This is a genomic window from Nocardia sp. NPDC051900 (genome assembly GCF_044452545.1).
In the GTDB taxonomy this organism is placed as follows: Bacteria; Actinomycetota; Actinomycetes; order Mycobacteriales; family Mycobacteriaceae; genus Nocardia; species Nocardia sichangensis.
This window is the reverse complement of sequence record NZ_JBITBU010000003.1, coordinates 391773-418195: the sequence shown is the minus strand read 5'-3', so window position 1 is coordinate 418195 and position 26423 is coordinate 391773. Positions and strand designations below refer to the sequence as shown.

Here is a 26423-nt window from a genome sequence, read left to right as displayed (position 1 = left end):
ATGCGCGTCGGCATCGGCAGCGACGTCCATCCGATCGAAGCGGGCAGGCCCTGCTGGATGGCCGGTCTTCTGTTCGACGGCGACGACGGCTGCGCGGGCCACTCGGACGGCGACGTCGCCGCGCACGCCCTCTGCGACGCGCTGCTGTCCGCGGCGGGCCTCGGCGATGTCGGCGCGGTATTCGGCACCGGACGCCCCGAATGGGCGGGCGTCTCCGGCGCGGCCATGCTGAAGGAAGTGCGCAGGCTGCTGGACGAGGCGGGCTTCGAGGTGGTCAATGCCGCGGTGCAGGTGATCGGCAATCGCCCCAAGATCGGGCCTCGGCGCGCCGAGGCGCAACAGGTACTCGGCGAGCTGCTCGACGCCCCGGTCTCGGTGTCCGGCACCACCACCGACGGGCTCGGCCTGACCGGTCGCGGCGAGGGCGTCGCCGCCGTGGCGACGGCCTTGCTGCAAGCCTGTCGTTGATCCAGCTCCGACGGACCCGAGCCGGTCCGTGAACGACCTTATACACCAGCTAGGATCGACTGCCGTGACGCTGCGCCTCTTTGACACCGACACGCGGACCGTGCGCGATTTCGCGCCCTTGGTCCCCGGCCGTGCTTCGGTGTACCTCTGTGGCGCTACCGTGCAGGGCGAGCCGCACATCGGCCATGTGCGTAGCGGAGTCGCGTTCGACGTGCTGCGACGCTGGCTGCTCGCGCATGACATCGACGTCTTCTTCATCCGCAACGTCACCGATATCGAGGACAAGATCCTCACCAAGGCCGCCGAGGCGGGCAGGCCGTGGTGGGAGTGGGCCGCCACGCACGAGCGCGCTTTCGATCGCGCCTACGAACGGCTCGGTGTGCTGCCGCCGTCCGCGGAGCCCAGGGCCACCGGCCACATCACGCAGATGGTCGAGATGATGCAGCGGCTGATCGATCGCGGTCACGCCTACGCTTCGGAGGGCAACGTCTACTTCGACGTGGTCAGTTACCCCGATTACGGCAAGCTGTCCGGCCACAAGCTCGACGACGTGCATCAAGGCGAGAGCGCGGGCGAAGGCAAACGCGATCCGCGTGACTTCACCTTGTGGAAGGCGGCCAAGCCGGGCGAGCCGACCTGGCCGTCCCCGTGGGGCCCCGGCCGCCCCGGCTGGCACCTGGAGTGCTCCGCGATGGCCGAGTTCTATCTCGGTGCGGAGTTCGACATCCATTGCGGCGGAATGGATCTGGTGTTCCCGCACCACGAGAACGAGATCGCTCAGTCGAAGGGCGCCGGTGACGGCTTCGCCAGGTACTGGCTGCACAACGGCTGGGTGACCATGGGCGGGGAGAAGATGTCCAAGTCGCTGGGCAACGTGCTCTCCGTGCCGAACGTGCTGAAGCAGGTGCGGGCCGTCGAACTGCGGTTCTACCTGGGCAGCGCGCACTACCGCTCGATGCTGGAGTACTCGGACAAGGCGCTGCACGACGCGGCGCAGTCCTATCAGCGCATCGAGGCGTTCGTGAACCGGGTGGTGGACCGGGCCGGTGAGCTCCCGGTGGGCAAGTGGACCGACGCGTTCGCCGCCGCACTCGACGACGATCTCGCGGTGCCGAAGGCGCTGGCGGAGATCCATCGCGCGGTGCACGAGGGCAACAAGGCGCTGGAGGTCGGCGCGATCGACTCCGCGCGCGACCTGGCGAGCCAGGTGCGCGCCATGCTCGCCATTCTCGGTGTCGACCCGCTCGATCCGCATTGGTACGCCCCGAGCGATTCCTCGGCCGCGCTCGGCGCTCTTGACGTGCTGGTGCGTGCGGAACTCGACCGCCGCCAGGAGGCGCGGGCCGCGAAGGACTGGGCGGCCGCCGACGCCGTGCGCGATCGTCTACAGTCCGCGGGGATCGAGGTCACCGACACGGCCGGCGGTCCCGAATGGGCGCTCGGTGCGCCGCAATCCGGAAAGGCCAAGTGATGGCAGGCAATTCACAGCGCCGCGGCGCGGTCCGCAAGAGCGGCAGCAAGAAGGGCGCCGTGGTCGGCTCCGGCGGCAAGCGCAGGCGCGGACTGGAGGGGCGTGGCGCCACCCCGCCCGCGGAGATGCGCACCAAGCATCCCGCCGCCAAGCGCGCGGCCGCGAAAACCAAAGCCGCGCAGGGCCGTCCGTCCGCTCGTGGCGCGGCGGCACGGCCCGCCGGACGCAAGACCGAGGACGGGCCGGAGTTGGTGCTCGGGCGCAACCCGGTGGTCGAGTGCTTGCGTGCCGGCGTGCCCGCGACGGCACTGTACGTCGCGGTCGGCACCGAGAACGACGACCGGCTGACCGAGAGCGTGCGGCTGGCCGCCGACACCGGTATCTCCATCCTGGAGGTGCCGCGCACCGACTTGGATCGGTTGAGCGCCAACGGTTTGCACCAGGGTGTGGCGCTCCAAGTGCCGCCGTATCGCTACGCCCACCCGGACGATCTGCTCGACCGGGTGCGCAACGCCGCCGAGCCCGCGTTGCTGGTGGCGCTGGACAACATCTCCGATCCGCGCAATCTGGGCGCGGTGGTGCGTTCCGTGGCGGCTTTCGGTGGCCACGGCGTCCTGATCCCGCAGCGGCGCAGCGCGAGCGTCACCGCGGTGGCCTGGCGCACCAGCGCGGGCGCCGCCGCTCGGCTTCCGGTCGCCCGCGCGACCAATCTCACTCGCACGCTGAAGGATTGGGCGGCCAAGGGCATTCAGGTCGTCGGCTTGGATGCCGGTGGCGATACCACGCTGGACGATTTCGACGGTCGCGAGCCGACCGTGATCGTGGTCGGCTCGGAGGGCAAAGGACTGTCCCGCCTGGTGCGGGAGTCTTGTGACTCGATCTTGTCGATTCCGATGGCGGGCCCGGTGGAATCGTTGAACGCGTCGGTCGCCGCCGGTGTGGTGCTGTCCGAAGTCGCCCGCCAACGCCGCGCCTGAGCACGTTCCCGTGCTGGACTCCCGTTGCCCGGCCCCGGGTATCCCACGTCGTACTGGCACGCTCCGAGCTGCGGACGGCTCGTGGTTCGCGACGAAAAACGCAGCGCAACAATTGATCTAGCCCGAACATGGGTAGCTCACCGGGCACGCCCGGAACCCGAGTACCGCTGAACGCAGGACCTGACCCCGAATCTCGCGACTCCCGACCCGTACGGCCTAAAAACCCGGAGAGGCGGAGGAGCCCAGTAGAATTCGGCTGGTGGTGATACCCAATCAGCCCATTGGCACGCCGGTCGAGCATCCGAATGCGACGGCGGTGTTGTTTCTCGGCGCGGCGAGCGTCCTCTGCTGCGGAGTGCTGGGGCCGGTGGCGTGGGCGCTGGGACGGCGCGCGCTCGACCAGATCGAGGAATCCGGCGGCGCGTACGGTGGTCGCGCTCAGGTGCTGGTCGGCTACGTCCTCGGCGTCATCGGCACCGTCCTGATGATCGTCTTCGCGCTGCTGTTCCTGTTCATCGTGCTCGGCGGTAATGCTTGAGCGGCGCTGACCGAGTCCCGCGTGGGGCGAAGGGGCGCTACCGCCGGCGGTGACATTCGCGGCATCGCACTCAGCCGGGCGAGCCGCCTAGTCCAGACTGGGCCGTTCGCGCCCGGCGGTGTCCCAGGCGGGCCATTCCGTGCTGACGCTGCCCGACCAGCTGGGCTGCCTGCGATCCCGGAACGCGGCCATGGCCTCGCCGCCGTCGATGCTCTTGGTCGCGTGCTGGTTGAGATCGGTTTCCAGTTGACCGACCATGGCCGGGTTCATCCCGAGCCCCTCCCAGAGCAGCCGCTTGGACAGTGCCACCGGTAGCGGCGCCGAGCCGTTCGCGATGTCGTGCGCGACGGCCAGCGCCGTCGGTAGCACCTCGCCCGCGGGTAGCGAGCTGTTGGCCACGCCCATCGCCTTCGCCTCGTCGCCGTCGAAGGTGCGCCCCGTCAGCATGATGTCGGCGGCGTTGGCCATGCCGACCAGCCTGGGTAGCGTCCAGTGCGCGTAGCCGTCGGCCAGCACGCCGCGGCGGACCTGATTCAGCCCGTACACAGCGTCACGTGCCATGTACCGCAGATCGCACTGCAAGGCCAGGGCCAAGCCGATGCCGACCGCGTGGCCGTTGACGGCCGCGATCACCGGTTTGCGCACCCGCCACGGCGGCGGATCGATGGTGGCGCTGACCTCGCCCACCCGATTGGATAGGTCCGCGCCCGCGCAGAACGCGGGCGGGGTGCCGGTGATGATCACGGCACGGATGGCGTCTTCCGAATCGCAGCGCTGCAACGCGGCGCCCAACTCGGCGGCCATCGTGGGGGTGAAGGCGTTCTGCTGGGCGGGCCGGTTGAGCGTGAGCACGGCGACGCCCCGGGAGACGTCGACGTGCAGTTCCGAACTCATGCCACAGGATGTTAGCCGACGCGCGCGGAGCTGACCCGGGGCCGAAAGTCCTCGGCTATCCGCGCAGCACCTTGCGCCCGATGGCGTACTTGTGCACCTCGGTGGGCCCGTCGTAGAGGCGGAAGGCGCGCATGTCCCGGAAGATCATCTCGACGACTGTCTCGTCGCTGATGCCGATGCCGCCGAGCACCTGCACGCAGCGGTCGGCGACCTTGAACAACTCCTCGGACACGAACGATTTGGCGATCGAACTCTCGTGCCGTGCCTTCTCGCCGTTGTCCATCAGCCAGCACGCGTGCCAGATGGTCAGCCTGCACTGGTGCAGGGCGATCTCGTTGTCGGCGAGCATGAACGACACGCCCTCGTGTTCGCCGATCGGCTTGCCGAACGCGGTGCGGGTGCGCGCGTGCTCGACGGCGATGTGCTGGGCGCGTTCGGCCGCGCCGAGCCACCGCATGCAATGGGTCAGGCGGGCGGGGGCGAGCCGGAGCTGGGCGTAGCGCAGCGCCTGGCCCGCCTCGCCGAGCAGCGCTTCCCTGGGCAGAGTCAGGTTGTCGAAGCGGACCACACCGTGCCCGGCGACGTAGTTGCGGTCCATCGTGTTCATCGTGCGTTCGATGACGATGCCGGGTTCCGCGCCGTCGGCCAGGAACAGCGTTGGGCCCTCGGGCAGATGCGGGTTGGCGGCGAGGCGGGCCATGATGATCCAGGTCTTCGCGCCGTTCGCCCCCGTGATCAGCCATTTGCGGCCGTTGATGGTGAAGTTCTCGCCGTCGAAGGTGGCGCTGGTGGCCAGCTGGCCCGGGTCGGAGCCGGCCCCCTCGGGCTCGGTCATGGCGAAGACCGAACGCTGGTGGCCCGCGACCACGGGGGCCAGGTAACGCTGGACCTGGTCGGGATCGGCCACCTTGGACAGCAGGAACATGTTGCCCTCGTCGGGCGCCGCGCAGTTCATCGCGACCGGGCCGAGCGTTGACCAGCCCGCCGCCTCGTAGATCACCGCCTGCTCGATGTGGGTCAGTCCGCGTCCGCCGAGCGACTCGGGCGCCTGCACGGTGAGCAGCTTCTCGGCGCGAGCGAGTTCGACGAGTTCCTGCCGCAGCTCGTCGGTCGGCCCGTGCGCGGTCAGGCGCGGGTCGCGCTCGTAGGGGACGATCTTATCGATGACGAAGCGGCGCACTCGGTCGCGTTCGGCGGCGAGGTCGGCGGGAATCGCGAAGTCGATCATCGTTGGTCACCATTCGTTCGGGGGCGCGATGAGTCGAGCATACGAAAGCATTTGCCAATGACTGAAGGCGGCTGCCATCAAAATCGGTCCGGTTTGCGAGCTAGGCGCTCATCAGCACTGATAGCCGCTGGACTGGCGGTCGCGGCACCGCTGGCCGGCGTTGCGCTCGCCATGAGGTCACCGCCATCACCCGGACGTCGATCGCGAGAACTTTTCGACATGCCGGTGCACCGTCAGTAGACCGGCGCGCGACGCCTTCAGCGGGCGTGCGCGAGCCTGCGGTTGCGGGTGCCGAGCAGGCGGCAGGCGAGGTAGATCAGGAACGAGATCGTGGTGACGAAGGTCGAGACGGGGACGCCCGGCGCGAGCGACAGCAGGATGCCGCCGACGGCGGCGATCTCCGCGAACACCACGGCGAGCACGGTCGCTCGAACCGGGTCCGCGGTGAGCTGGGCGGCCGCGGCGGCCGGGGTGATCAGCAGGGCGAGGACCAGCAGCGCGCCGACGATCTGCACGCCGAACGCCGCCGTGATGCCCAGCAGGACGGCGAACACGATGGACAGCGCCCGCACCGGGACACCGCGCGCCACGGCCACTTCCGGGTCGGAACTGGCGAACAGTAGCGGCCGGTAGACGAAGGCCAGCACCGCGATCACTCCGGCGGTGCAGACGGCGAGCAGGCCGAGCCCGTTGTTGCCGACGCTGACCACTTGGCCGGTCAGCAGGGAGAATTTCGATCCCGCGCGATCGGGGCCCAACCACAGGAACAGCACCGAGAGTCCGAGCCCGAACGAGAGCACCACGGCGATCACCGAATCGCGTTCCCGCGCCCGCGCGCCGAGCAGGCCGAACAACACCGCCGCGACCACCGACCCCGCGATGGCGCCCAGACCCACGCCGACACCGGCCAGCAGCGCGGCGGCGGCTCCGGTCAACGAAAGCTCGCTGGTGCCGTGCACTGCGAACGACATCTGCCTGCTGATGATCAGCGGACCGATCACGCCGGACAGCAGCCCCAGCAGGGCCGCCGCGAGCAGCGCCTGCTGGACGAAACCGTAGGACAGCAGGTTCGCCGTGGTGGCGAAGTCGAGCATCTTGCCGAGGACGCTGGAGAGCTTGTCGGTCACGAACGCGCTCCGCTCTGCTCGGGATCCGCCGTCGGACGGTCGCCGTCGCCTTGGACACGCTCCGCCGACGAGAGGGCCGCCGTCGAACCGTTGCCGGGTATCGAGTGGCCGGACACCGCGTCGCCCGTTGGCGCATTGCCGTTCGCGGGGCTGGGCGATGTGTCGACCGCGGATGCCAGGCCGCTCGATGTCGGTTCGGTCACCGACGCGCTGCGCATCGCCGGTTCGTTCGTCTTCGGGTCGATCGGCGTCGAGCCACCACTCGCCACCTCGGTGGTCGAGGGTGGGCCCGAGTTCGGGCGCATGGCGGTCGTCGGGACCGCCGGTGTTCGTTCGGCAGGAGCGGTGCCGTGGGTCGCCGCGCGGCCGACTCGTGTGCCGGTACCCGTGTCGGTCGAGGTCGCATCGACGCGTGCCTCGTCGGTGGTCGACGATCGGCCTGAAGTGGGGGCGGCGGTCGTCGGGACTGCCGGTGTTCGTTCGGTTGCGGCGCTGCCGTTGGTTGCCGGGCGGCTGGTTCGTGTGCCGGTTTCCGTGCCGGTCGAGGTGGCGGCGACGGCGGCATGCGCTGATGACGGCGCTGCGGGGGTCGACTCTTCGACGGATCCCGTGGTCGAGGTGGAGTCATCGTCCGGTGCGGGGCTACCGGCGGAATCGCCGTGGGCGAACTCGTCGCCGGCCGGGCCGTGGCAGTGGCCGCCCGCGGTGCCGAGCGCGTCCATGGTGTCGCCGGTGCCGACGACCACCAGACGCCCGCGTACCCGTAGTACGTCCACCTGGGTGCGGTACAACTCCGACAGCACCGCCGAGGTCATCACCTCTTCCGGCGTCCCGATCCGGAACCGGCCGTCGACCAGGTACAGCACCCGGTCCACCAGGGGCAGGATCGGGTTGATCTCGTGCGTCACGAAGAGCACCGCGGTGTCGTGGGTGCGCCTGCGGCGATCGATGAGCTCGGCGACGAGTCGCTGATTCGCCAGGTCAAGGCTGAGCAACGGTTCGTCGCACAGCAGCACCTTCGGATCGCCGACCAGCGCCTGCGCCACCCGCAGTCGCTGCTGTTCCCCGCCGGACATGGATTCCAGTGGCGCGTGGGCGAATCGCTCGGCGCTCACGTCGGCGATGGCCGCGGCCACCTTCCGCCTGCGTTCGGCGCGGGAGCGCAGCCCGAGCCCCCAGCGATGCCCGTCGACGCCGAGGCCGACGAGATCGACGCCGCGCAACTGCACCCCGGCGTCGATCGTCTTCTGTTGCGGTATGTAGCCGATGTCGTGATTGCCGGTGCGCGCGGGAGAGCCCGCGATCCGAGCCGCGCCCGAACTCAGGCCGACCTGACCCAACAGCACCTTCAGCAGCGAGGTCTTGCCCGAACCGTTCGGCCCGAGGACCGCGACGAATTCACCCGGCGCGACAGTGAGATCCAGCCCCTCCCAAAGGGTTCGGTCTCCGAACGACAAGCGGGCGGCCTCCAGTCGCACCGCGGCCGATTCGCCGATGGTCGAGCGCCGTTCCACCTCGTCGGCGTGTGCGGTCAGCGCGGCTCCCTTGTTCATCTGCTCAGCCCAGCGCGGCGGCGAGCGCCTGCGCGTTCTTCGTCTGCCACTGAATGTAATCCACGCCGTCGGGCAGGGTCTCGGTCACCTCGACGACGGCGACGCCCGCGCTCCGCGCGGTCGCGCGCAGGTCTTTGGTGATCTTGTCCTCGGTCTGCACGTTGTAGATCAGGGCGCGGACCCGCTTGCCGGTGAGCAGGTCCTGCGTCGCCGCGACGGCCGCGGGGGCCGGGTCGGTCTCCTGCTCGATGGCTTCCTGGAACTCGTGCGGAGTCCGGTCGTCGGCTCCGGTGGCGACCAGGAGATAGTGCGCGAGGGGCTCGGTCTGCAGCACCGGCGTTTTCGGATGCTCGGCGGCGAGTGCGCCGGTGATGGCGGTAACCGCGGCGAGCCGGTTCTTGAACGTCGTCGCGCGCTCGGCGTAGGCCGCGGCCTTGCCCGGGTCCAGTTCGCCGAGTTGGGCGGCGATCCGGTCGGCGACCACGTCGACGGTGCGCACGTCGTACCAGACGTGCTCGTTGTCGTCGCTCTGATCGGCCCGCAGGGCGAACGCGTCCACGGTGCGCTTGTTCGTGCCCGCCACCGCCTTCTCGGCGAACCGGTCGTAGCCGCCGCCGTTGTAGACCACGAGGTCGGCATCGCTGAGCGCCGCCGACTCGACCGCGGAGGTCTCGTGCGAGTGCGGATCGGCGGACGGATCGGTGATCAGCGACCGGACGGCGGCGTCGGGGCCCGCGACGGCGGCGGCGATATCGCCCCAGACGTCGGTGGAGGCGACGACGGTCGGGCGCCCGTCGTCGTTGGAGCCGCCGCAGGCGGTCAGCGTCAGGGCGGAGACGACTCCCACGGCGATACCTGCGCAACTGATGGCGAATCGGGTTCTCACGTGGGGTACTCCTGGCCGTGCTCTAGATCATAATGGAAATCGTTCCCGTTAACTCTAGCAGGGGCCGTCAAGCGTGCGGATGCGACGCCCACCTGGAAACCGAATGCGAAGGGCCCGTGAACGATTCCTCGTTCGCGGGCCCTCGGCTCCTAGGTGGTCAGACCAGCGCGGCCTCCACCGGCTGCCCCAGCAGCTGCGCGCAGCGCAACAGGCCCAGATGGCTGTACGCCTGCGGATGGTTGCCGAGCGACCGTTCGGCCACCGGGTCGTATTCCTCGCTGAGCAGACCGGTCGGGCCCGCCACGTCGACCAGCTGGGCGAACAGCGCCTCGGCGTCGGAGCGCTTGCCGATCAGCAGGTACGCCTCGACCAGCCAGGCCGCACACAGGTGGAATCCGCCCTCGCCGCCGGGCAGGCCGTCGTCGTGGTGGTAGCGGTATACCGTCGAGCCGCTGCGCAGCTCGGCCTCGGTCGCCACGACCGTCGCCGCGAAGCGCGGGTCGGACGGGTCGATCAGGCCGCTCAGCCCGATGTGCAGCGTCGCCGCGTCCAGGTCGGTGCCGTCGTACGCCGCGGTGTAGGACTGCACCTCGTCGTTCCAGCCCTTGGCCTTCACCTCGTCGGCGATGGTGTCGCGCAGCACCGGCCAGGCCGGATCGGCCTCGCGATCGAACTTCTGCGCCAGGGTGAGCGCCCGGTCGACGGTCAGCCAGCCCATCACCTTCGAGTACACGTGGTGGCGGGGGTTGCCGCGGATCTCCCAGATGCCGTGGTCGGGCTCTTGCCAGCGCCGCTGCACCGCCGAGACCATGGCGCACACCAGCTCCCAGTCGGCGTCGGGCAGCACGTTCGCCGGATCGGTGACGCCGCGCAGCTCCCTGGCGTGCGCCAGGGTCGCGATGAGATCCACGATCGGACCGAAGACGTCCAGCTGCACCTGCATGTTGGCCGCGTTGCCGACGCGCACCGGGCGGGAGCCTGCGTAGCCGGGTAGCTGGTCGATCGAGGCCTCCGGCGGCAGGGTCTCGCCGTACAGCGTGTACAGCGGGTGCAGCCGCTCGGGGCCGGGCAAGGTCTCCAGCACGCGGTGCACCCAGCCCAGGTAGTCCTCCGCCTCGGCGAGCGAGCCGAGCGAGACCAGCGACTGCGCGGTCAGCGCCGCGTCGCGCAGCCAGCAGTAGCGGTAGTCCCAGTTGCGCACGCCGCCGATGTCCTCGGGCAGCGAGGTGGTGGCGGCCGCGAGGATCGAGCCGGACGGCGCGTGCACCAGGCCGCGCAGGGTCAGCGCCGAGCGCTTCATCAGGTCGGGCTTGAGCGGCGGCAGTGTGAGCGTCCCCGCCCAATCCGACCAGTACCGCTGCGCCTCCCGCCGCCGCTCCGCCTCACTGGCCGGGGCGGGATCGAGATCGGCGGTGCCGCAGCGCAGTTCGAGCACGACCGGCCCCTTGGACGGATCCACGACGGCCCGCGCCGACTCGTGGGTACCGTCCGAGACGATCTCCCACCGCACGCCGGGTGAACGCAGCACGATCGGGTCGTTGGTGCCGTACACCCGCAGCCCGCCCTCCTGCGCCTCGAGGTTCACCGGCACCTGGCCGAACTCCGGGCGCGGGGCGAAGGTGACCACGGCCTTCGCGTCGCCGGTGATCACCCGGGTGAGGTCGGTGCGGGTCGGGGCTACGTCGTGCGGCAGGTAGTCCGTGACTTGCAGTTTGGCCCAACGGGTTTCGACGGTCATCGTGCCGTCGACGTAACGCTGCGACAGCGGCAGGCCCGGCCGCTCCGGCTCGATGGTGAAGTGGCCGCCCTGCGGGCCGCCGAGCAGGTGGGCGAACACCGCGGCCGAATCGGGCTCCGGATGGCAGAACCAGGTCACCGTGGCGTCCGGGGTGAGCAGCGCGACCGAGCGCGGGCTGGCCAGCATGGTCAGCCGCTCGATGCGCGGCGCGCTCGCGCCGGCCAGCCAGGTCCGGCGCTCCTCCAGCAGGTAGGCCAGCGCGCACGCCACGGCCTCGGTGCTGTCCACCCGGAACTTGGCCAGGCTCTCGCCGTCGCCGACCTTGATGCCGACGTCCGGGCCGGACAGCACGCGGAACGCCTTCTCATCGGTGACGTCGTCACCGAAGAACACCGCGGCCGAGGCCCCCGCCTGATGCCGAACGGTGTCCAGTGCGGTGCCCTTGTCGGTCTGCACCACGGCCAGTTCGATGACCGCCTTGCCCTCGGTGACCTGCACGCCGAACCAGCACGCCGGACCGAGCCGGACCTGCGACAGCGCGCGATGACCGATCTCCGGGCTGGCGTTGCGCACATGCAACGCGACACTGGCCGGTTTGATCTCGACGGTGACGCCGGGGTTGTCCGCGGCGATCTGGTTCAGGGCCGTCTGCACCTCTTGGAGCAGATGCTTGGCGTCGTTGTCGATCGCGTGCACGAAGCCCACGTCGAATTCCGAGCCGTGACTGCCGATCAGTTGCACCTCGACCGGAAGGCGGGACAGCGCCGCGAGATCTCGCAGCGCGCGGCCGGAGATCACGGCGGCAGTGGTCCCGGTCAGGCCGGCGAGGGCTCGTAACGCGCTCACCGATTCCCGATGGGGAAAGGCTTTGGTCGGGTCGGACACGATGGGCGCGAGTGTCCCGTCGTAGTCCGATGCGACCAACAGCCGTGGCACGCGCGCGACCGTCGACAGTGCACGGCGAAGTTCCAGTGGCAGATCCTGTGCGCTCACGCATCCAACCTAGTGATCGGAGGAGTTTTTTCAGGGGGCGGGCAAAACAATACTGTGTTGAATTTGCCGCACAGAAGCGCGCCGGTTCGCGTGCGCACGATAACGCACACCTGAACCGGTGTCCGGTAGATCTGCCCAGCTAACGGCAACGGGATCCGAGCGGGTGAGCTTCGTCGCAGCACAACGAGCTATTCGGGCCCGGTGGGGTGACCGGGCGCTGATTCGCTCGCTGTGTGCTGAGAGATCCCGCTAGAGCTTACTGGTTGCGTTCGCCCAGGAGGAGGTCGACGGTCAGTTCCAGTCGTTCGGTCACGTCGGTGGCCGAGGCGCGCCGGGTCAGCCACGCGACCAGATTCGACAGCCACACGTCGCTGATCACCCGCGCGATGGCCAGCTGGCGTTCGGTGGGCTCGCCGTCGTTCATCGCGCGGGCGAAGACGCGGTCCATCACCTTGCCGACCCGGTCCACCTCGGCGGCGGCCGAGGCGTCGGCGAACATGAACGCGCGGGTCATGGCCTCGGTGAGCAGCGGGTCGCGCTGCATCATCCGGGTGATCTGAGTGAGCAGCAGGTGCATGCGCTCCTGTGGGGACTGCCCGGCAAGCGGCTTGCGTTTGCCCTCGATCTGCTCGAACTCGCGCGACAGCGCCGAGACCAGCAGGTGCACCTTCGACGGGAAGTAGCGGTACAGCGTGCCGACCGCGACATCGGCGCGCTCGGCCACCGCGCGCATCTGTACCGCGTCGTAACCGCCCTTGGACGCGAGCGCCAAGGTCGCGTCCAGGATCCGCTTGCGCCGCTCGCGCTGCGCCGCCGAGCTCAGCTCGTCCTCGCTGAGCGTGGTGACCGTGGCGGCGGGCCGTCCCGCGCTCGGGTCGGCTGGCTGCGATCGGGACGGACTGGCCATTGATGAAAGTCCTTTCCGGAAACGTCGTTTCGTCGGCTGCGTGCGCGGTGTGGCCGCGGCGGCGATGGTCTCTTGACTTCCGCCCGGCTAGGATATTAGAACATGTTCTAGGTGTGGGAGTCACGCCGGAAAGGCGGTATGGAGTGTGACCATCGCCACCACTGACGAGCATAAAGCCGTTCAGGAGTCGATGCGCGGATGGGCCGCTTCGGTCCGTCCGATTGCAACAATGCGGGCCGGCGCGGCCGACTTCTGGCGCGCCTACTGGCCCGCGCTGGCCGAGATCGGGATCTTCCGGGTCGCGGTGGCCGAGGACGCGGGAGGTGCGGGCGGGTCGGTCTCCGATCTGGCCGTGCTGGTGGAACAGGCGGCGCACGATCTCGTCGGCGGCCCGGTACTCACGACGGCTCTGGCCAATCTGATCACCGCCGGACAGCTCGACGAGGACCTGCCGTGCGGTGTGGCGCTCGACTTCGTCGTCGGTTCGACGGTGAGCGTACCCGTCGCGAGCGACGGCGTGTTGCTCACGGGTACCTGGGATTCCGTCGTCGGCGCCGCCCCCGGCACCGCCGTGCTGCTGCCGATCGACCAACCGCAAGGACAGCGGTGGTGCCTGGTCGCGCCCGACGCCGATGGCCTGCGGGTGGAAGCGCTCGCGCCGCTGGATCCGAGCACGCCGCTCGCGCGGGTGCACTGCGCCGACCTGCGCGTGCCCGCCGAACGCGTATTCGTCGCGCCGCACGCGGCAGGGGACCTGCTCGTCGCGCTGGTCACCGCCGAACTGTCCGGCCTCGCGGGCTGGTGCCTCGAGACCGCGGTCGAGTACGCGAAGGTGCGCGAGCAGTTCGGCCGCAAGATCGGTTCGTTCCAAGCGGTCAAGCACATCTGTGCCTGGATGCTGTGCCGCACCGAACTCATCCGCGCCGCCGCGGCCGACGTCGCGGCTGCCGTGGACGACGGCGGAGCCGAACTGCCGATCGCGGCCGCCGTCGCGGCCGCCATCGCCCTGGACGCGGCGGTGGAGACCGCCAAGGACTGTATTCAGGTGCTCGGTGGCATCGGCTTCACCTGGGAGCACGACGCGCACCTGTATCTGCGCCGGGCCACGGCCTTGCGCCAACTGCTCGGCGGGTCGGCGCACTGGCGGGCGCGGGTCACCGAACTGACCCGCAGGGGCCTGCGGCGCACGACCGGGGCCGATCGGGTCTTCGCCGAGGAAGGCGTGGCCGCCGTGGACGGCGACAGCGCGCACGAACTCGCCGCCGAGGTCGCGCGGATCGCGGCGCTGCCCGCCGACCGGCAGCGTGCCGCGCTGGTGGACGCGGGCCTGGTCATGCCGCACTGGCCGCGGCCATACGGACGCGCCGCGGACCCGATGACCGGCCTGGTGATCTCCGAGGAGCTGCGCCGTGCCGGACTCACCGCGCCGGACCTGGCCATCGGCGGCTGGGCGATCCCCACGCTGTTGCAGCACGGGACGCCGGAACAGATCGAGCGCTTCGCCTGGCCGACCTTGCGCGGCGAAGTGGTCTGGTGCCAGCTGTTCAGCGAACCAGAGGCGGGTTCCGATTTGGCGGCGTTGCGCACCACCGCGAAAAAGGCCGACGGCGGCTGGGTGCTGCGCGGGCAAAAGGTGTGGACATCGCTGGGCGACAAGGCGAACTGGGCGATCTGCCTGGCGCGCACCGATCCCGACGCGCCCAAACACCGCGGCATCACGTACTTCTTGGTCGATATGCACAGCGCCGGGCTCGAGGTGCGCCCGCTGGTGCAGATCACCGGAGAGGCGCGTTTCAGCGAGGTCTTCCTCGACGATGTGTTCGTGCCGGACGATTGCGTGGTCGGCGCGCTGAACAACGGATGGAAGATCGCCCGCTCCACGCTGTCGACGGAGCGAGTCGCCATGGGCGGCAACGGCATCGGTCCGGTACTCGAAGAGCTGATCGCGAAATCGCCCGCCACCGGCCCGGGCACCGAGCTGGTGAACGACCGGCTCGGTGGATTCGTGGCCGAGGCGATCGCGGGTCTGCTGCTCGAGCAACGCGCCGCGGTGAAGATGCTCGCGGGCGGGGACCCCGGCGCGCAGAGCAGCGTGCGCAAGCTGGTCGGCGTGCGCCACCGCCAAGCGGTCGCGGAATTCGCCGCGGAGGCGGCGGGCCCGCTCGGCGCGCAGGACTCCGAGGTGACCAAGGAGTTCCTGCTCACGCGTTGCCTGTCGATCGCGGGCGGAACCGAGCAGATCCTGCTCACCGTGGCCGCCGAGCGGATTCTGGGGCTGCCTCGTGACGCGGACAGCTAGCCCTACAGCCAATCGGGAGACAAGCGTGGACTTCACCAGGGACGAGGGCCAGGACGCGGTGGCCGAGGTCGTCGTGAGCTTGCTGGAGCGCGAACCGGCGCGCGACATGCGATTGTGGCCGAAGCTGGCCGACTCCGGTCTGCTCGTCGTCGCGTTGCCGGAACGGTTCGGCGGCGATGGGATGGGGCTGCTCGAGGTTTCGGCGCTGCTCACCGAACTGGCCACCGACGCGGTGGCGGTGCCGGCGCTGTCGACGCTGGGGTTGGGCGTGCTGCCGCTGGTGGCCTGCGCGCCGGAGCGCGTGCAGTCGCTCGTGCTGCCGGGGGTCGCCGAGGGCGCGGTGCTCACCGCGGCGCTGAGCGAACCGGGGGCGCCGTTCGTCCTCGAGCCGGAGACCACCGCCGTCGTCAGCGGCGACACGGTGCGCATCACCGGGCACAAGGTGGCGGTGCCGTACGCGGAGGAGGCGAGCTGGCTGCTCGTGCCGACCGACGCCGGTATCGCCGTGGTGGACGCGCAGGCCGTCGGCCTGACCCGCACGCCGACGCCGGTCTCCGGCGGCATTCCCGAGTACACGGTCCGGCTGGACCAGGTGCAGATTCCGGCCGACCAGCTGTGGCCGGTCGGTCTCGCCGATCTGCACCGGCTGGCGCTCGCCTCGATCGGATCGGTGGCCGACGGATTGCTCAAAGGCGCGATCACGCTCACCGCCGAGCATCTGCGCACCCGGCATCAGTTCGGCAGGCCGCTGGCCGAGTTCCAGGCGGTGGCCCAGCAGATCGCGGACCTGTACGTCGTCTCGCGGACCCTGCACGTGGCCGCGGTCTCGGCGAACTGGGCGCTGGCGCAGCCCGACGCGAGCCGGGAGCATCGCGAGCGCACCGACGACGACCTGGAGATCCTCGCCTACACCGTCGCCGCGGAACTGCCCGCGGCCATGCAGAAGTGCCATCACCTGCACGGCGGCCTCGGTGTGGACGTGACCCACCCGATGCATCGCTACTACTCACAAGCCAAGGACATCGCTCGCTGGCTCGGCGGCGCGTCGTTCCGGCTCGACCGATTGGGGGCGAGATGTTCATCGACCTGACCACCGAGCAACGCGGGCTGCGCGACGAATTGCGTGCCTACTTCGCCGATCTCGTGACTCCCGAGGAGGAGGCCGAGATGGCGGTGAACCGGCACGGTGACGCCTATCGCGCCGTGGTGCGCCGGATGGGCCGCGACGGCTGGCTCGGCGTCGGCTGGCCCAAGGAATACGGCGGCCAAGGCTTCGGGCCGGTCGAGCAGCAGATCTTCTTCAACGAGGCGGTCCGGGCCGACGTCCCGCTCCCGCTGGTGACGCTGCTGACCGTCGGACCGACTTTGCAGCAGTTCGGCACCGAGGAACAGAAGCGGCGGTTCTTGCCCGGAATCCTCTCCGGCGACGTCCATTTCGCGATCGGCTACTCCGAGCCGGACGCGGGCACCGACCTCGCCTCGCTGCGCACCTCGGCGGTGCGTGACGAGTCCGGTGACTGGATCGTCAACGGGCAGAAGATCTTCACCACGGGCGCGCACGAGGCCGACTTCGTCTGGCTGGCCTGCCGCACCGGCTCGACCGAGTCGCGCCACCGCGGCATCACGATCCTGATCGTGGACACCACCGACCCCGGCTACTCGTGGACGCCGATCATCACCTGCGACGGCGCTCACCACACCAACGCGACCTACTTCGACAACGTGCGCGTCCCGGCGAACATGCTGGTCGGCGAGGAGAACCGGGGCTGGAAGCTGATCACGACGCAGCTCAACCACGAGCGGGTGAGCCTGGGGCCGTCCGGCAAGATCGAGCAGCTCTACGACCGGGTGCGCGACTGGGCGCAACCGCGCGGCGTGCTCGCCGAACTCGACGTGCGCAGGGCGCTGGGCCGCATCCACGCCATGGTCCGGTTGAACGAACTGCTGAACTGGCAGGTCGCCGCGACTGTGGACGGCGACCAGGCGCAAGTGATCGCCGACGCGTCCGCGACCAAGGTCTACTCCACCGAATCGCTCCAGGAGGCGGGCAGGCTCGCCGAGGAGATCGTCGGCCGCTACGGCGACCCGGCCGACCCGGCCACCGGCGAGCTGCTGACCTGGCTGGACCGTAGGACCAAGCAGAACCTCGTGGTCACCTTCGGCGGTGGCGTCAACGAGGTGATGCGCGAACTGGTCGCCTCGTCCGGTCTGCGGTTGCCGCGAGTACCCCGATAACGAGTGAAGGAGCCGCGCGTGCCGGAAACCACTACTCCGGAAGCGATCGTCGCCGCAGCCGAGGCCATCAAGGCGGCGGGTGCGAGCGCGCCCCGTTTCGGGCGCGATCCGGTGAACCAGCCGATGATCAACAACTGGGTCGAGGCGCTCGGCGACGCCAATCCGATCTATGTCGACGAGGAGGCGGCGCGCGCGGCGGGACATCCAGGCATCGTCGCGCCGCCCGCCATGGCCCAGGTGTGGACCATGTTCGGGCTCAACGGTTCTCGTCCCGCCGACGACCCGATGGGGTCGGCCACGGAACTGCTCGACGCCGCGGGCTACACCTCCGTGGTCGCCACGGATTGTCAGCAGACCTACCACCGCTACCTCGCGGTCGGCGAACAGGTCTCGGTCACCAGCACGCTGTCGGACATCCGCGGCCCGAAGCGCACCGCGCTGGGTGAGGGATGGTTCGTCACCTTCCAGACCACCTGGCGGGTCGGCGACGAGGTGGTCGCCGAGATGCTGTTCCGGCTGCTGAAATTCGCTCCCGGCACCGCCGCGCCGAAAGCCGCGGAGGGCGCGCGGGTCAAGCCGCTGGTCTCCTGGGACACCGAATTCTTCTGGGAAGGGACGAAAGCGGGCGAGTTGCGCATCCAGCGGCTGCCGGACGGCTCGCTGCGGCATCCGCCCATTCCGGCCATCTGGCAGGACAAGTCGAAACCGACCGATTACGTCGTCGCCTCCGGGCGCGGCACCGTGTTCAGTTACGTCGTGCACCACGCGCCGAAGGTGCCGGGGCGGCAGTTGCCGTTCGTGGTGGCGCTGGTCGAACTGGAGGAAGGCGTGCGCATGCTCGGTGAACTGCGCGGCATCGACCCGGCCGAGGTGCGGATCGGTCTGCCGGTCGAGGTGGGCTTCGAGAAGCTCGACGACGAGGCGACACTGCCGGTCTGGCAGGTGGTCTCGTGAGCGCCGCCGTGCGCGTGGGCACGGTGCTGCCCGAGCTGGTGATCGACGCCGACCCCACGTTCGTGATCAGCACCGCCCTGGCCACCAGGGACTTCCAGGACGTGCACCACGACAGGGACAAGGCCGTCGCCCGCGGCTCGAAGGACATCTTCGTCAACATCCTCACCGACACCGGCTTGGTGCAGCGTTTCGTCACCGACTGGGCGGGCCCGCGCGCCGTCGTCAAGTCGATCGCGCTGCGCCTCGGCGTGCCGCTGTACGCCGGGGACACGCTGACGCTGACCGGCACGGTGACCGCGCTGGAGGGCGACGACGTACACATCGACGTGGTCGGCAAGGACAGCCTCGGCGACCACATCACGGCTACGGCCGTCATCGCGTTGCGGAGGGCCGATGTCTGAGCAGAAGATTTCCGGCCGTGCGGCCATCGTCGGCATCGGCGCCACGGATTTCTCCAAGGACTCCGGACGCAGCGAACTGCGCCTGGCCGCCGAGGCGGTCACCGCCGCACTGGCCGACGCGGGCCTGACGCCCGCCGACGTGGACGGCCTGACCACGTTCACCATGGACACCAACACCCAGGCCGCCGTGGCCAGGGCGGTCGGCATTCCGCAGCTGAAGTTCTTCAGCCACATCGGCTACGGCGGCGGCGCGGCCTGCGCCACCATTCAGCAGGCCGCCATGGCGGTGGCCACCGGCGTCGCGGACGTCGTGGTGGCCTACCGCGCGTTCAACGAGCGCTCGGTGTCGCGGTTCGGGCAGTTCTCCACGGCGCTGGCCACCGCGCCCACCTCGTCGGGCATCGACGCGGGCTGGTCCTACCCGCAAGGGCTGGGCACCCCGGCCGCGCAGGTCGCGATGGTCGCCCGGCGCTACATGCACGTCTACGGGGCCACCAGCGAGGACTTCGGCCGCGTGGCCGTCGCCGACCGCAAGCATGCCGCGGTGAACCCCGCGGCCTTCTTCTACGGCAAGCCGATCACACTGGCGGATCATCAGAATTCCCGCTGGATCGCCGAGCCGCTGCACCTGCTGGATTGCTGCCAGGAGTCCGACGGCGGCGTCGCGATCGTGGTCACCAGCGTCGAGCGGGCTCGCGACCTGCCGCAGCGGCCCGCCGTCATCGCCGCGGCCGCCCAGGGTTCCGGCGCCGACCAGTACGTGATGACCAGCTACTACCGCGACGCCATGACCGGCCTGCCGGAGATGGGCCTGGTCGGTGAGCAGCTGTGGGCGCAGAGCGGGTTGCGTCCGGAGGACATGCAGGCCGCCATCCTGTACGACCACTTCACCCCGTTCGTCCTCATGCAACTGGAGGAACTCGGGTTCTGCGGCCGGGGCGAGGCGAAGGAGTTCATCGCCGACGGCGCCATCGAGGTCGGCGGACGCCTGCCCCTCAACACGCACGGCGGCCAGCTCGGCGAGGCGTACATCCACGGCATGAACGGCATCGCCGAGGCGGTGCGTCAGATCCGCGGCGTCTCGGTCAACCCGGTCGCCGACCTGACCAACATCCTGGTCACCGCGGGCACCGGCGTGCCGACCTCCGGCCTCGTCCTCAGTGCGGACTGATCAGGTCGGCCGCGCCTGCCTGCTTCAGCACTCCGGCACCCGTCATGGTGGGTCCGGAGTGCTGACGGGTGTGCGAACCGCCGCCGGTGCGGGGGTGGCGCGTAGCTTGGGGCAAGTGGTGGCCAGGCATTTGGTGGATGTGCATGTGTTGCTGCTGCGCGGCGCGGAATTATTGCTGAGCAGGCGGCGCAGCGCGGACGAGTTCGACGGGCTGTGGCACCTGCCCGCCGGGAAGCTCGAGGTGGGGGAGTCGGTGCTCGCCGCGGTGGTCCGCGAAGCGCACGAAGAGGTCGGCGTGGTGATCGATCCGGCGGATCTGCGGCACGTCCATTCCGCGCATGTCGTCGAGTCCGAACGGGAAGCCCGGGTCGGGTTGTTCTTCGAGACGCGCCGCTGGTCGGGCGAGCCGGTCAACCGCGAGCCGGACAAGTCCTACGAGCTGCGGTGGTTCTCGCTCGCGAACCTTCCGGAAACCCTCATTCCGTATCCGGCCGCCGGTATCCACGGCTACCTCACCGGCGTGACCTACAGCCAGCGGGGCTGGCCCAGCTGATCACACACGCAAGTGCGCGGCGAGAACGCGGGCGAGCTGCTGGACGCTCTCCGGCGTGTCCGGGCGCAGGGCGGTGCGATTGCCCGCGAAGCGGTCGAAGACGGCTCCCTCGATGACAGCGACGAAATCCGCGGCCCGGATATCCGGATCGGGCGCGCCCATGGCGCGGAACAGGTCGCGGGCGCGGTCGACGGAGAACAGGCTGCGCACCAGCCGGGGATGCAGGTCGGGATCGTCCAGCAGATCGATCAGCAGAGCGTGCCGTGCGATCAGGTGACCGCGCCGTTGCGCGAGTAGCCGGTCCAGCCAGGCCGCGATGGCTTCCGCGACCGGTGGCCGGTCGGCGGTCGGCGTCAACGCGGCAGCGGCGAAATCGTCGCGGGAGCGGGTGGTGATCCGCTCCACGATGGCCTCGATGAGGGCGCGTTTGGTGCGGAAGTAATAGGAAGCCGAACCGGCGGGCAGGCCCAGTTCGGTGTCCAGCGCGCGGTGGGTGAGCGCGCGCAGGCCGCGTGCCGCGATCACTTCGATGGCCGTGTCGACGAGGAGCACGCGCCGGTCGCCTGTGGACATGATCACCCTTCCTGGCCGCCGCGCGGCCTCCTCCTCTACAAATGTAGAGGACTTTGGAGGTGCCGTGGAACTACGGTGGGATGCCGAGCAGGCGCGGGCGGCGGCGCGGTTGCGCGAGTTGGTCGATCGGCGCGGCAGGCCGAGCCGACGGAGCCGTGGCGTCTACCTCCACGGCAGGCCCGGGCGCGGCAAGACCATGCTCATGGACCGGTTCTTCGCCGAGGTGGCATCGGAACGCAAGCGGCGCTACCACTTTCACCAGTTCTTCGCGAGCCTGCACGCCGCGGCGCACGCGTCCGGCTCGATCGATGCCGCGGTGGACGCGCTGCTCGGCGACGCCCTGCTGGTCTGCTTCGACGAATTCCACGTCCACGACATCGGCGACGCGATGCTGTTCGCCCGGCTGCTCGACGCGCTGTTCGCCCGCCGCGTCGCGCTGGTGGTGACGTCGAACTATCCGCCCGCCGAGCTGCTGCCGAATCCGTTGTTCCACGACCGGTTCGTGCCGACGATCGAGCGAATTCTCGCGAACATGGACGTGGTCGCTGTCGACGGCGCGATCGACTATCGGACCCTCGGTTCCAGGGGCGCCGGTTCCGGATTCGCGGCCGGGCGATACGTCATGGCGCCCCGATGGCACATGGCCGTGGAAGCGTTGTCAGCTTCGTCCTCCCGCAATAATGATGCGGCACAACAGGAAATCGAATCGATCGTCGAGATATCTCTCGGTGCTAGAAGTTTGCGGGCGATTGCGACGGACGGAGGCGCACTCGTCATCGACTTCGCCGCATTGTGCGGGACCCCAACTTCCGCGGCGGATTATGTTGCGCTGGCCCAACGTTTTCCGCGGTGGGAAATCCGGGATGTACCACCGCTGCGTGCGGTTCCGCCCGACTGGACGATGCGTTTCGTGAACGTCGTCGACGTGCTCTACGACGCCGATCGTGCACTCACCGTCATCGCGTCCGCAGCGCTCGGCGAGCTGGTGCGGGAGGTGCGGGAAGTGCCGGATATCTCACGTTTGACGAGTCGGCTTTGTGCATTGTCCCAATCCTCGGCCGAAATCGTCCGGTAGTCACCGTCGCGATGGCCGACCCGCCGCCTCCCCGCACAGTTGCGGTTTAGGAGCAGGGACTGCGAAGTATTCCATTCCATCCCGAGCGGACCGCCCGGCATGTAACTATGTGGCTGTTTTGTGGAGTACTCAGATTTGGTGGTAACGCAGTGGCCAGGGCGCGAGCGCCGATATCGCGCGTGATCGTGCTGATCACGCTGCTGGCTTTTGCCGCCATCGCATTGCACGGATACATCCCAGGAATCACGGAGAGCGAGTCGCGCAGGCAAGTCCCGTCCGCGTTGTCGGTCGCTCTGATGCCCGTGTTGCTGACCGTATCGATCGTCATCCTGCTGGCGGGCGTCATCGCGAGCCAGCACCGGTTGCCGCTGGCCATGCCGGAGCCCGAACGCGCGGACGAGCGCAAGCAGTGGCGGCTGGGGCGCGTGGGCCTGGCAGTGCTCGGTGCGCTCGCGCTGCTCGGCGTGCTGTTCGCGGCCGTGACGGCGATCTACTTCATCGGCGCGGGCAGGCCGAGCGAACCCGCGCGCCCGGCGACCCCCGCCACCACCACGGGCGCCGCGCCGGAGCAGGGGACCCCGCCGCCCGCCGAACGCGAGCCCAGGTCGGCGGAGTTGACCGGAACGGCGCTGGTGCTGGCCGGAATCGCGGCCGCGGGCCTGGTGACGGTGGCGATGAGCGGTTTGGTCGTGGTCGCGGTGTCGTCCCGGCGCAAGCCCGTCCCGGCGCAGGCGCCCGGGGTCGCGCCGACGCCCACCGTGGCCGACTCGCTGGCCCGCGCGGCCGAGCTGGGCTTGGCCGCGATGAACGCCCCGGGCCAGGACCCGCGCACCGCGATCATCGCCTGCTACGTCGCGATGGAGCGCGGCCTCGCCTCCGACCGCGCCGCCGCTCCGCTCGCCTCGGACACCCCGATGGAAGTGCTGGCCCGCGCGTTCGAACGCGGCGCGCTGCACGACGCGTCCGCCCGCGAACTGGTCGCCTTGTTCGAGGAGGCCAGGTTCAGCCCGCACGCCATGCTCGAATGGCAGCGCATGCGAGCCGAGCAACTGCTGCGCATCGTGCTCGCCGATCTGCAAGGGGAGGTGCCCGCGTGACCGGCCGGGTGAGAAAGGACATCGCGTGAATCGGATGGGGGTGGTGATCACCGGGGTGATCGTCATCGCGGTGATCGAGCTGGTCGCCGTCGAGCGCGCCCGCGGGCTGCTGCTGATCGTCGCGGGCATCCCGGTCGCGGTGGCGCTGGGCTGGCTGATCTGGTCGCTGCTCGAGCGCGCCGAGGCCGGGGACGCCGACGAGTTCGACGACATGGAGAACGGCCCGGCCGAGATGTTGCAGCGCTGGCACGCCAGGGCGGAGATGCTCGCCGACCGGGCGGACGGCAGTCGTGCCGATTGGGACCGGCACCTGCGTCCTCTGCTGGCCAAGGAGTTCGAGCTGTCCAGCGGCCAGCGGGTGGCGAAGAACCGCAGAGCGGTCGAGGCGGCGGGTGTCCACCAGTTCGGGCCGGAACTGTGGCGCTGGGTGGACCCGGCCAATTCGGCCCTTCGTGATCAAGCCGGCAGGGCACCGGGACGTGCGGCGCTGGACGAGATCCTGAGCCGCCTGCAGAGAATGTGAAATGGGTTGAGGCAAGTGCGGGTACACACATGACCATGCCGATGGACATGACCATCCAGCGCAGCGAGGCCGTGCTCCGGGAGTTGTCCCGGGTCGTGGTCGGCAAGCAGGACGAGTTGCAGTTGATCATGATCGCGGTGCTGTCCGGTGGGCATGTGCTGATCGAGGACTTACCCGGTCTCGGCAAGACGCTCATCGCGAGATCGTTCGCGGCCGCGCTCGGGTTGCAGTTCACCCGGGTGCAGTTCACCCCGGACCTGCTGCCCGCGGATCTGCTCGGTTCGACGATCTACGACATGTCCTCGGGCCGGTTCACCTTCCGTCGCGGGCCGGTGTTCACCAACGTGCTGCTGGCCGACGAGGTGAACCGCACACCGCCGAAGACACAGGCCGCGCTGCTGGAGGCGATGGCCGAGGGACAGGTCAGCATCGACGGCGAGACGTTCCTGCTGCCGCAACCGTTCGTCGTGCTGGCCACCGACAACCCGATCGAGTACGAGGGCACCTACCCGCTGCCGGAAGCGCAGCTCGACCGCTTCGCCATCCAGCTGCGGTTGGGCTACCTGTCCGAGCACGACGAGACGCAGATGATCCGCCGCAGGCTGGAGCGCGGGGCGCAGGTGCCGCAGGTCAACCAGGTCGTCGACGCCAACGGTTTGCTGGAGATGCGGCAATCCGTCGAGTACGTGACCGTGCACCCCGACGTGGTGAGCTATGTCGTCGCGCTGGCGTCGGCGACCCGAGGGCACCCTCAGGTCGAGGTCGGCGCCAGCCCTCGCGCGGAACTGGACCTGGTGCAGATGTCCCGGGCGCGGGCTCTGCTGCTCGGCCGCGACTACGTGATTCCCGAAGACGTCAAGGCGCTGGCGATCCCGGCCATGGCGCACCGGATCACGCTGCGGCCGGAGATGTGGGTGCGCCGCATCCGCGGCGAGGACGTGATCACCGAACTGCTGCGCCGTCTGCCGGTACCGCGCGCCACCGTGACATGAGGCACCGCGACGCCAGCTCCGCGGTCGACGCCGAATTGCGGTGGCGACCCGCACCGCTGGTCTTCATGCTCGCGGGCTGCGCCGCCGCGGCCCTGGTGCTCGCGGTGGTCCTCGGCCGGTGGCAACTGCTCGTGTTCGCCGCGCCGCTGCTCGGCGTGCTGGCAACCGCGCCGTGGCAGCAGTCCTCGACCAGGATCCAGGTCGACGGCGGCGGCACGCTGCGCTGTTTCGAGACCGAGGAAGTGACGCTGACCGTCGCCGCCTTCGTGGAGAAAGGGCATGCGCTGCTGCGCTTGAAGCCGGAGCGTTCGGCCGGCTTGGAGATCCAGGTCGAGGAGGCCGGCGATTCCGGAATCGCGCCCGCCGGGTTGCGGCTCGCGCTCTCGGCGGCCAGGTGGGGGCGCTACCCGATGTCGGTGCGGGTCTCGGCCCTGAGCCCCGCCGGGCTCGCCGTCGCCACCGCGGTGCTGCCCGCGGGGCAGCTGTTCGTGTACCCGATCACCGATCCGCAGCGAATGCGGTTGCCGCGCACCGAACTTCCCGAGCGGCTCGGCACCCACCTGACCCGCAGGCACGGTCCCGGCGTCGAGTACGCGGACATCCGCGCCTACGCCCCCGGCGACCAGTTGCGCATCGTGAACTGGCCGGTGAGCGCGCGGCGCGGGCGGCTGTACGTCACCGAGCGGCTGACCAATCGTTCGGCGGACGTCGTTGTGCTGGTGGACACCTCGCAGCAAGCGCCGGGACCGGCGACCGATTCGCTGGAGCTGTCGGTGCGCGGCGCGGCGCAGGTGGTGCAGTCGACCTTGCAGGCGGGCGACCGGACCGCGGTGGTCTGCTTGGGCCAGGCGCCGCGCTGGCTGCGGCCGGACATCGGGCGGCGTCAGTTCTACCGCATCGTGGACACCGTGCTCGACGTGGGCGACGAACACATCCCGACCACCGGCACCCTCGCGCCGCACTCCGCCGTGCCGCTCGGCGCGATCGTCGTGGCCTTCTCCACCCTGCTGGACACACAGTTCGCGCTCGCGCTGATCGATCTGCGCAAGCGCGGGCACGTGGTGGTCGTGGTGGACGTCCTGCGCGGCACGCCGTTCCGCGAGGACCTCGACCCGATCCTGGCCAAGATGTGGCAGCTCGAGCGCGCGGCGATGTACCGGGACATGGGCACCGTCGGCGTCGACATCGTCGCGTGGCCGGAAGACGCGCGCCTGGACCAGATCATGCGGGTGCTGCCGGAGCACCGCAGGACCGTACGGGTGCGCCGATGACCAGATTCCTCGCCGTTCTCTCCGGGGTGCTGCTGGTGGCCTCGGTGGCGCTGCTCGAGCCGTGGATCGGCATTCCCGCCCTGGTCTTCGTCGCGCTCGGCTGGTGGCTGCGGCCGCTGGCGGTCTGCGCGGTGCTGCTCGCGCTCGCCGTGCTCGCGGTCGCCGACGCGGGTGTGCTCGCTTCCGCGGCGACGGGTCTGGTGGCCACGACCTATCTGCTCAACGCGGCCACGGTGACCGCGCCGCACGGCGTGGTGCCGACCACGATCCCGTCCGTGACCGGTGCGGTCGGCTTCACGGCGGTCGCCGTCGTCGCCGCTCTCGTCCCGCTGCGCTTGGCTTGGGCGCCGCTGGCCGCGCCGGTGCTCGTGCTGCTTTTGTACGCGCTGGTGATCCAGGGCGCCGCCGCCCGGCGCGGGCGCGGCGATCGCGAACTTCCGACGACGGGCGAAGCCTGACGCGGAGGCGACAGCCCTCGGCGCCGAGACCGTGCCGGTAT

General features: G+C 69.8%; 24 protein-coding genes and 1 pseudogene. 17 read left to right on the top strand and 8 right to left on the bottom strand.

Annotated elements, in window-relative coordinates; genetic code table 11:
* From ispF to ACIA5H_RS06705, 4 genes are all read left to right on the top strand, one after another.
* Positions 1-468 (top strand): 2-C-methyl-D-erythritol 2,4-cyclodiphosphate synthase, encoded by a 468-nt coding sequence (ispF, locus tag ACIA5H_RS06720; RefSeq protein WP_062968866.1) that lies wholly within the window; start codon positions 1-3, stop codon positions 466-468.
* 64 nt (positions 469-532) lie between these two features.
* Positions 533-1939 carry a cysteine--tRNA ligase gene (cysS, locus tag ACIA5H_RS06715; RefSeq protein ID WP_397074401.1) on the top strand — a complete coding sequence of 469 codons (1407 nt, stop codon included), beginning with the start codon at positions 533-535 and terminating at the stop codon, positions 1937-1939.
* The gene (gene rlmB, locus ACIA5H_RS06710) at positions 1939-2916 is read left to right on the top strand and encodes a 23S rRNA (guanosine(2251)-2'-O)-methyltransferase RlmB (protein ID WP_379250284.1); all 978 of its coding nucleotides are present in this window, start codon (positions 1939-1941) and stop codon (positions 2914-2916) included. Before cysS ends, rlmB begins: the two co-directional genes overlap by 1 nt.
* A 259-nt stretch (positions 2917-3175) precedes the next feature.
* Positions 3176-3454, top strand: a complete 279-nt coding sequence (locus ACIA5H_RS06705; protein WP_397074399.1) for a DUF4190 domain-containing protein — start codon at positions 3176-3178, stop codon at positions 3452-3454.
* Positions 3455-3541: 87 nt separating this feature from the next.
* Here ACIA5H_RS06705 and ACIA5H_RS06700 read toward each other — a convergent pair whose 3' ends face one another.
* The 7 genes and pseudogenes from ACIA5H_RS06700 to kstR form a co-directional block, all read right to left on the bottom strand.
* The gene (locus ACIA5H_RS06700; protein ID WP_355076739.1) at positions 3542-4348 is read right to left on the bottom strand and encodes an enoyl-CoA hydratase-related protein; all 807 of its coding nucleotides are present in this window, start codon (positions 4346-4348) and stop codon (positions 3542-3544) included.
* 55 nt (positions 4349-4403) lie between these two features.
* Positions 4404-5576: an acyl-CoA dehydrogenase family protein gene (locus ACIA5H_RS06695; RefSeq protein WP_397074396.1), complete on the bottom strand. Its 1173-nt coding sequence runs from the start codon at positions 5574-5576 to the stop codon at positions 4404-4406.
* A gap of 257 nt (positions 5577-5833) precedes the next feature.
* On the bottom strand, positions 5834-6703 hold the full coding sequence (locus tag ACIA5H_RS06690) for a metal ABC transporter permease (RefSeq protein ID WP_397074394.1): 870 nt from the start codon (positions 6701-6703) through the stop codon (positions 5834-5836).
* A gap of 695 nt (positions 6704-7398) precedes the next feature.
* Positions 7399-8256, bottom strand: a pseudogene (locus ACIA5H_RS06685) (metal ABC transporter ATP-binding protein); the annotation flags it as partial.
* Positions 8257-8260: 4 nt separating this feature from the next.
* On the bottom strand, positions 8261-9142 hold the full coding sequence (locus ACIA5H_RS06680) for a metal ABC transporter solute-binding protein, Zn/Mn family (protein WP_355076745.1): 882 nt from the start codon (positions 9140-9142) through the stop codon (positions 8261-8263).
* A gap of 157 nt (positions 9143-9299) precedes the next feature.
* Positions 9300-11873 (bottom strand): trehalose-phosphatase, encoded by a 2574-nt coding sequence (otsB, locus tag ACIA5H_RS06675; RefSeq protein ID WP_379250292.1) that lies wholly within the window; start codon positions 11871-11873, stop codon positions 9300-9302.
* Positions 11874-12129: 256 nt separating this feature from the next.
* Positions 12130-12780: a cholesterol catabolism transcriptional regulator KstR gene (gene kstR, locus ACIA5H_RS06670; RefSeq protein WP_039794748.1), complete on the bottom strand. Its 651-nt coding sequence runs from the start codon at positions 12778-12780 to the stop codon at positions 12130-12132.
* 145 nt (positions 12781-12925) lie between these two features.
* On the opposite strand from kstR, the gene ACIA5H_RS06665 reads away from it, so the two are divergent.
* The 7 genes from ACIA5H_RS06665 to ACIA5H_RS06635 all read left to right on the top strand — a co-directional run bounded on the left by ACIA5H_RS06665 (position 12926) and on the right by ACIA5H_RS06635 (position 20393).
* A complete protein-coding gene (locus tag ACIA5H_RS06665; RefSeq protein WP_397074390.1) occupies positions 12926-15079 on the top strand; it encodes an acyl-CoA dehydrogenase family protein in 2154 nt (717 codons plus the stop codon).
* A gap of 25 nt (positions 15080-15104) precedes the next feature.
* On the top strand, positions 15105-16169 hold the full coding sequence (locus ACIA5H_RS06660; protein ID WP_379250297.1) for an acyl-CoA dehydrogenase family protein: 1065 nt from the start codon (positions 15105-15107) through the stop codon (positions 16167-16169).
* Positions 16154-17314 (top strand): acyl-CoA dehydrogenase family protein, encoded by a 1161-nt coding sequence (locus tag ACIA5H_RS06655; protein WP_356963576.1) that lies wholly within the window; start codon positions 16154-16156, stop codon positions 17312-17314. Before ACIA5H_RS06660 ends, ACIA5H_RS06655 begins: the two co-directional genes overlap by 16 nt.
* 18 nt (positions 17315-17332) lie before the next feature.
* Positions 17333-18268: a MaoC family dehydratase N-terminal domain-containing protein gene (locus tag ACIA5H_RS06650; protein ID WP_364436125.1), complete on the top strand. Its 936-nt coding sequence runs from the start codon at positions 17333-17335 to the stop codon at positions 18266-18268.
* A complete protein-coding gene (locus ACIA5H_RS06645) occupies positions 18265-18669 on the top strand; it encodes a MaoC family dehydratase (protein WP_379250301.1) in 405 nt (134 codons plus the stop codon). Before ACIA5H_RS06650 ends, ACIA5H_RS06645 begins: the two co-directional genes overlap by 4 nt.
* Complete coding sequence (locus tag ACIA5H_RS06640) at positions 18662-19840, top strand: lipid-transfer protein (RefSeq protein WP_355076758.1); 1179 nt, start codon at positions 18662-18664, stop codon at positions 19838-19840. Before ACIA5H_RS06645 ends, ACIA5H_RS06640 begins: the two co-directional genes overlap by 8 nt.
* Before the next feature lie 115 nt (positions 19841-19955).
* Positions 19956-20393 carry an NUDIX domain-containing protein gene (locus ACIA5H_RS06635; RefSeq protein ID WP_397074386.1) on the top strand — a complete coding sequence of 146 codons (438 nt, stop codon included), beginning with the start codon at positions 19956-19958 and terminating at the stop codon, positions 20391-20393.
* Here ACIA5H_RS06635 and ACIA5H_RS06630 read toward each other — a convergent pair whose 3' ends face one another.
* Positions 20394-20966: a TetR/AcrR family transcriptional regulator gene (locus ACIA5H_RS06630; RefSeq protein ID WP_379250305.1), complete on the bottom strand. Its 573-nt coding sequence runs from the start codon at positions 20964-20966 to the stop codon at positions 20394-20396.
* Between the two features lie 64 nt (positions 20967-21030).
* Between ACIA5H_RS06630 and zapE the strand changes: the two genes are divergently transcribed.
* The 6 genes from zapE (at position 21031) to ACIA5H_RS06600 (ending at position 26382) form a co-directional block, all read left to right on the top strand.
* Positions 21031-22041: a cell division protein ZapE gene (zapE, locus tag ACIA5H_RS06625; RefSeq protein ID WP_397074383.1), complete on the top strand. Its 1011-nt coding sequence runs from the start codon at positions 21031-21033 to the stop codon at positions 22039-22041.
* Positions 22042-22220: 179 nt separating this feature from the next.
* The gene (locus tag ACIA5H_RS06620) at positions 22221-23138 is read left to right on the top strand and encodes a DUF4129 domain-containing protein (RefSeq protein WP_355076764.1); all 918 of its coding nucleotides are present in this window, start codon (positions 22221-22223) and stop codon (positions 23136-23138) included.
* Positions 23139-23172: 34 nt separating this feature from the next.
* Positions 23173-23661 (top strand): hypothetical protein, encoded by a 489-nt coding sequence (locus ACIA5H_RS06615; protein WP_355077044.1) that lies wholly within the window; start codon positions 23173-23175, stop codon positions 23659-23661.
* 29 nt (positions 23662-23690) lie between these two features.
* Positions 23691-24653: an AAA family ATPase gene (locus tag ACIA5H_RS06610; RefSeq protein WP_379250309.1), complete on the top strand. Its 963-nt coding sequence runs from the start codon at positions 23691-23693 to the stop codon at positions 24651-24653.
* Complete coding sequence (locus ACIA5H_RS06605; RefSeq protein WP_379250311.1) at positions 24650-25924, top strand: DUF58 domain-containing protein; 1275 nt, start codon at positions 24650-24652, stop codon at positions 25922-25924. The genes ACIA5H_RS06610 and ACIA5H_RS06605 overlap by 4 nt, the downstream gene beginning before the upstream one ends.
* The gene (locus ACIA5H_RS06600; protein WP_397074380.1) at positions 25921-26382 is read left to right on the top strand and encodes a hypothetical protein; all 462 of its coding nucleotides are present in this window, start codon (positions 25921-25923) and stop codon (positions 26380-26382) included. The genes ACIA5H_RS06605 and ACIA5H_RS06600 overlap by 4 nt, the downstream gene beginning before the upstream one ends.
* Positions 26383-26423 lie beyond the last annotated feature (41 nt).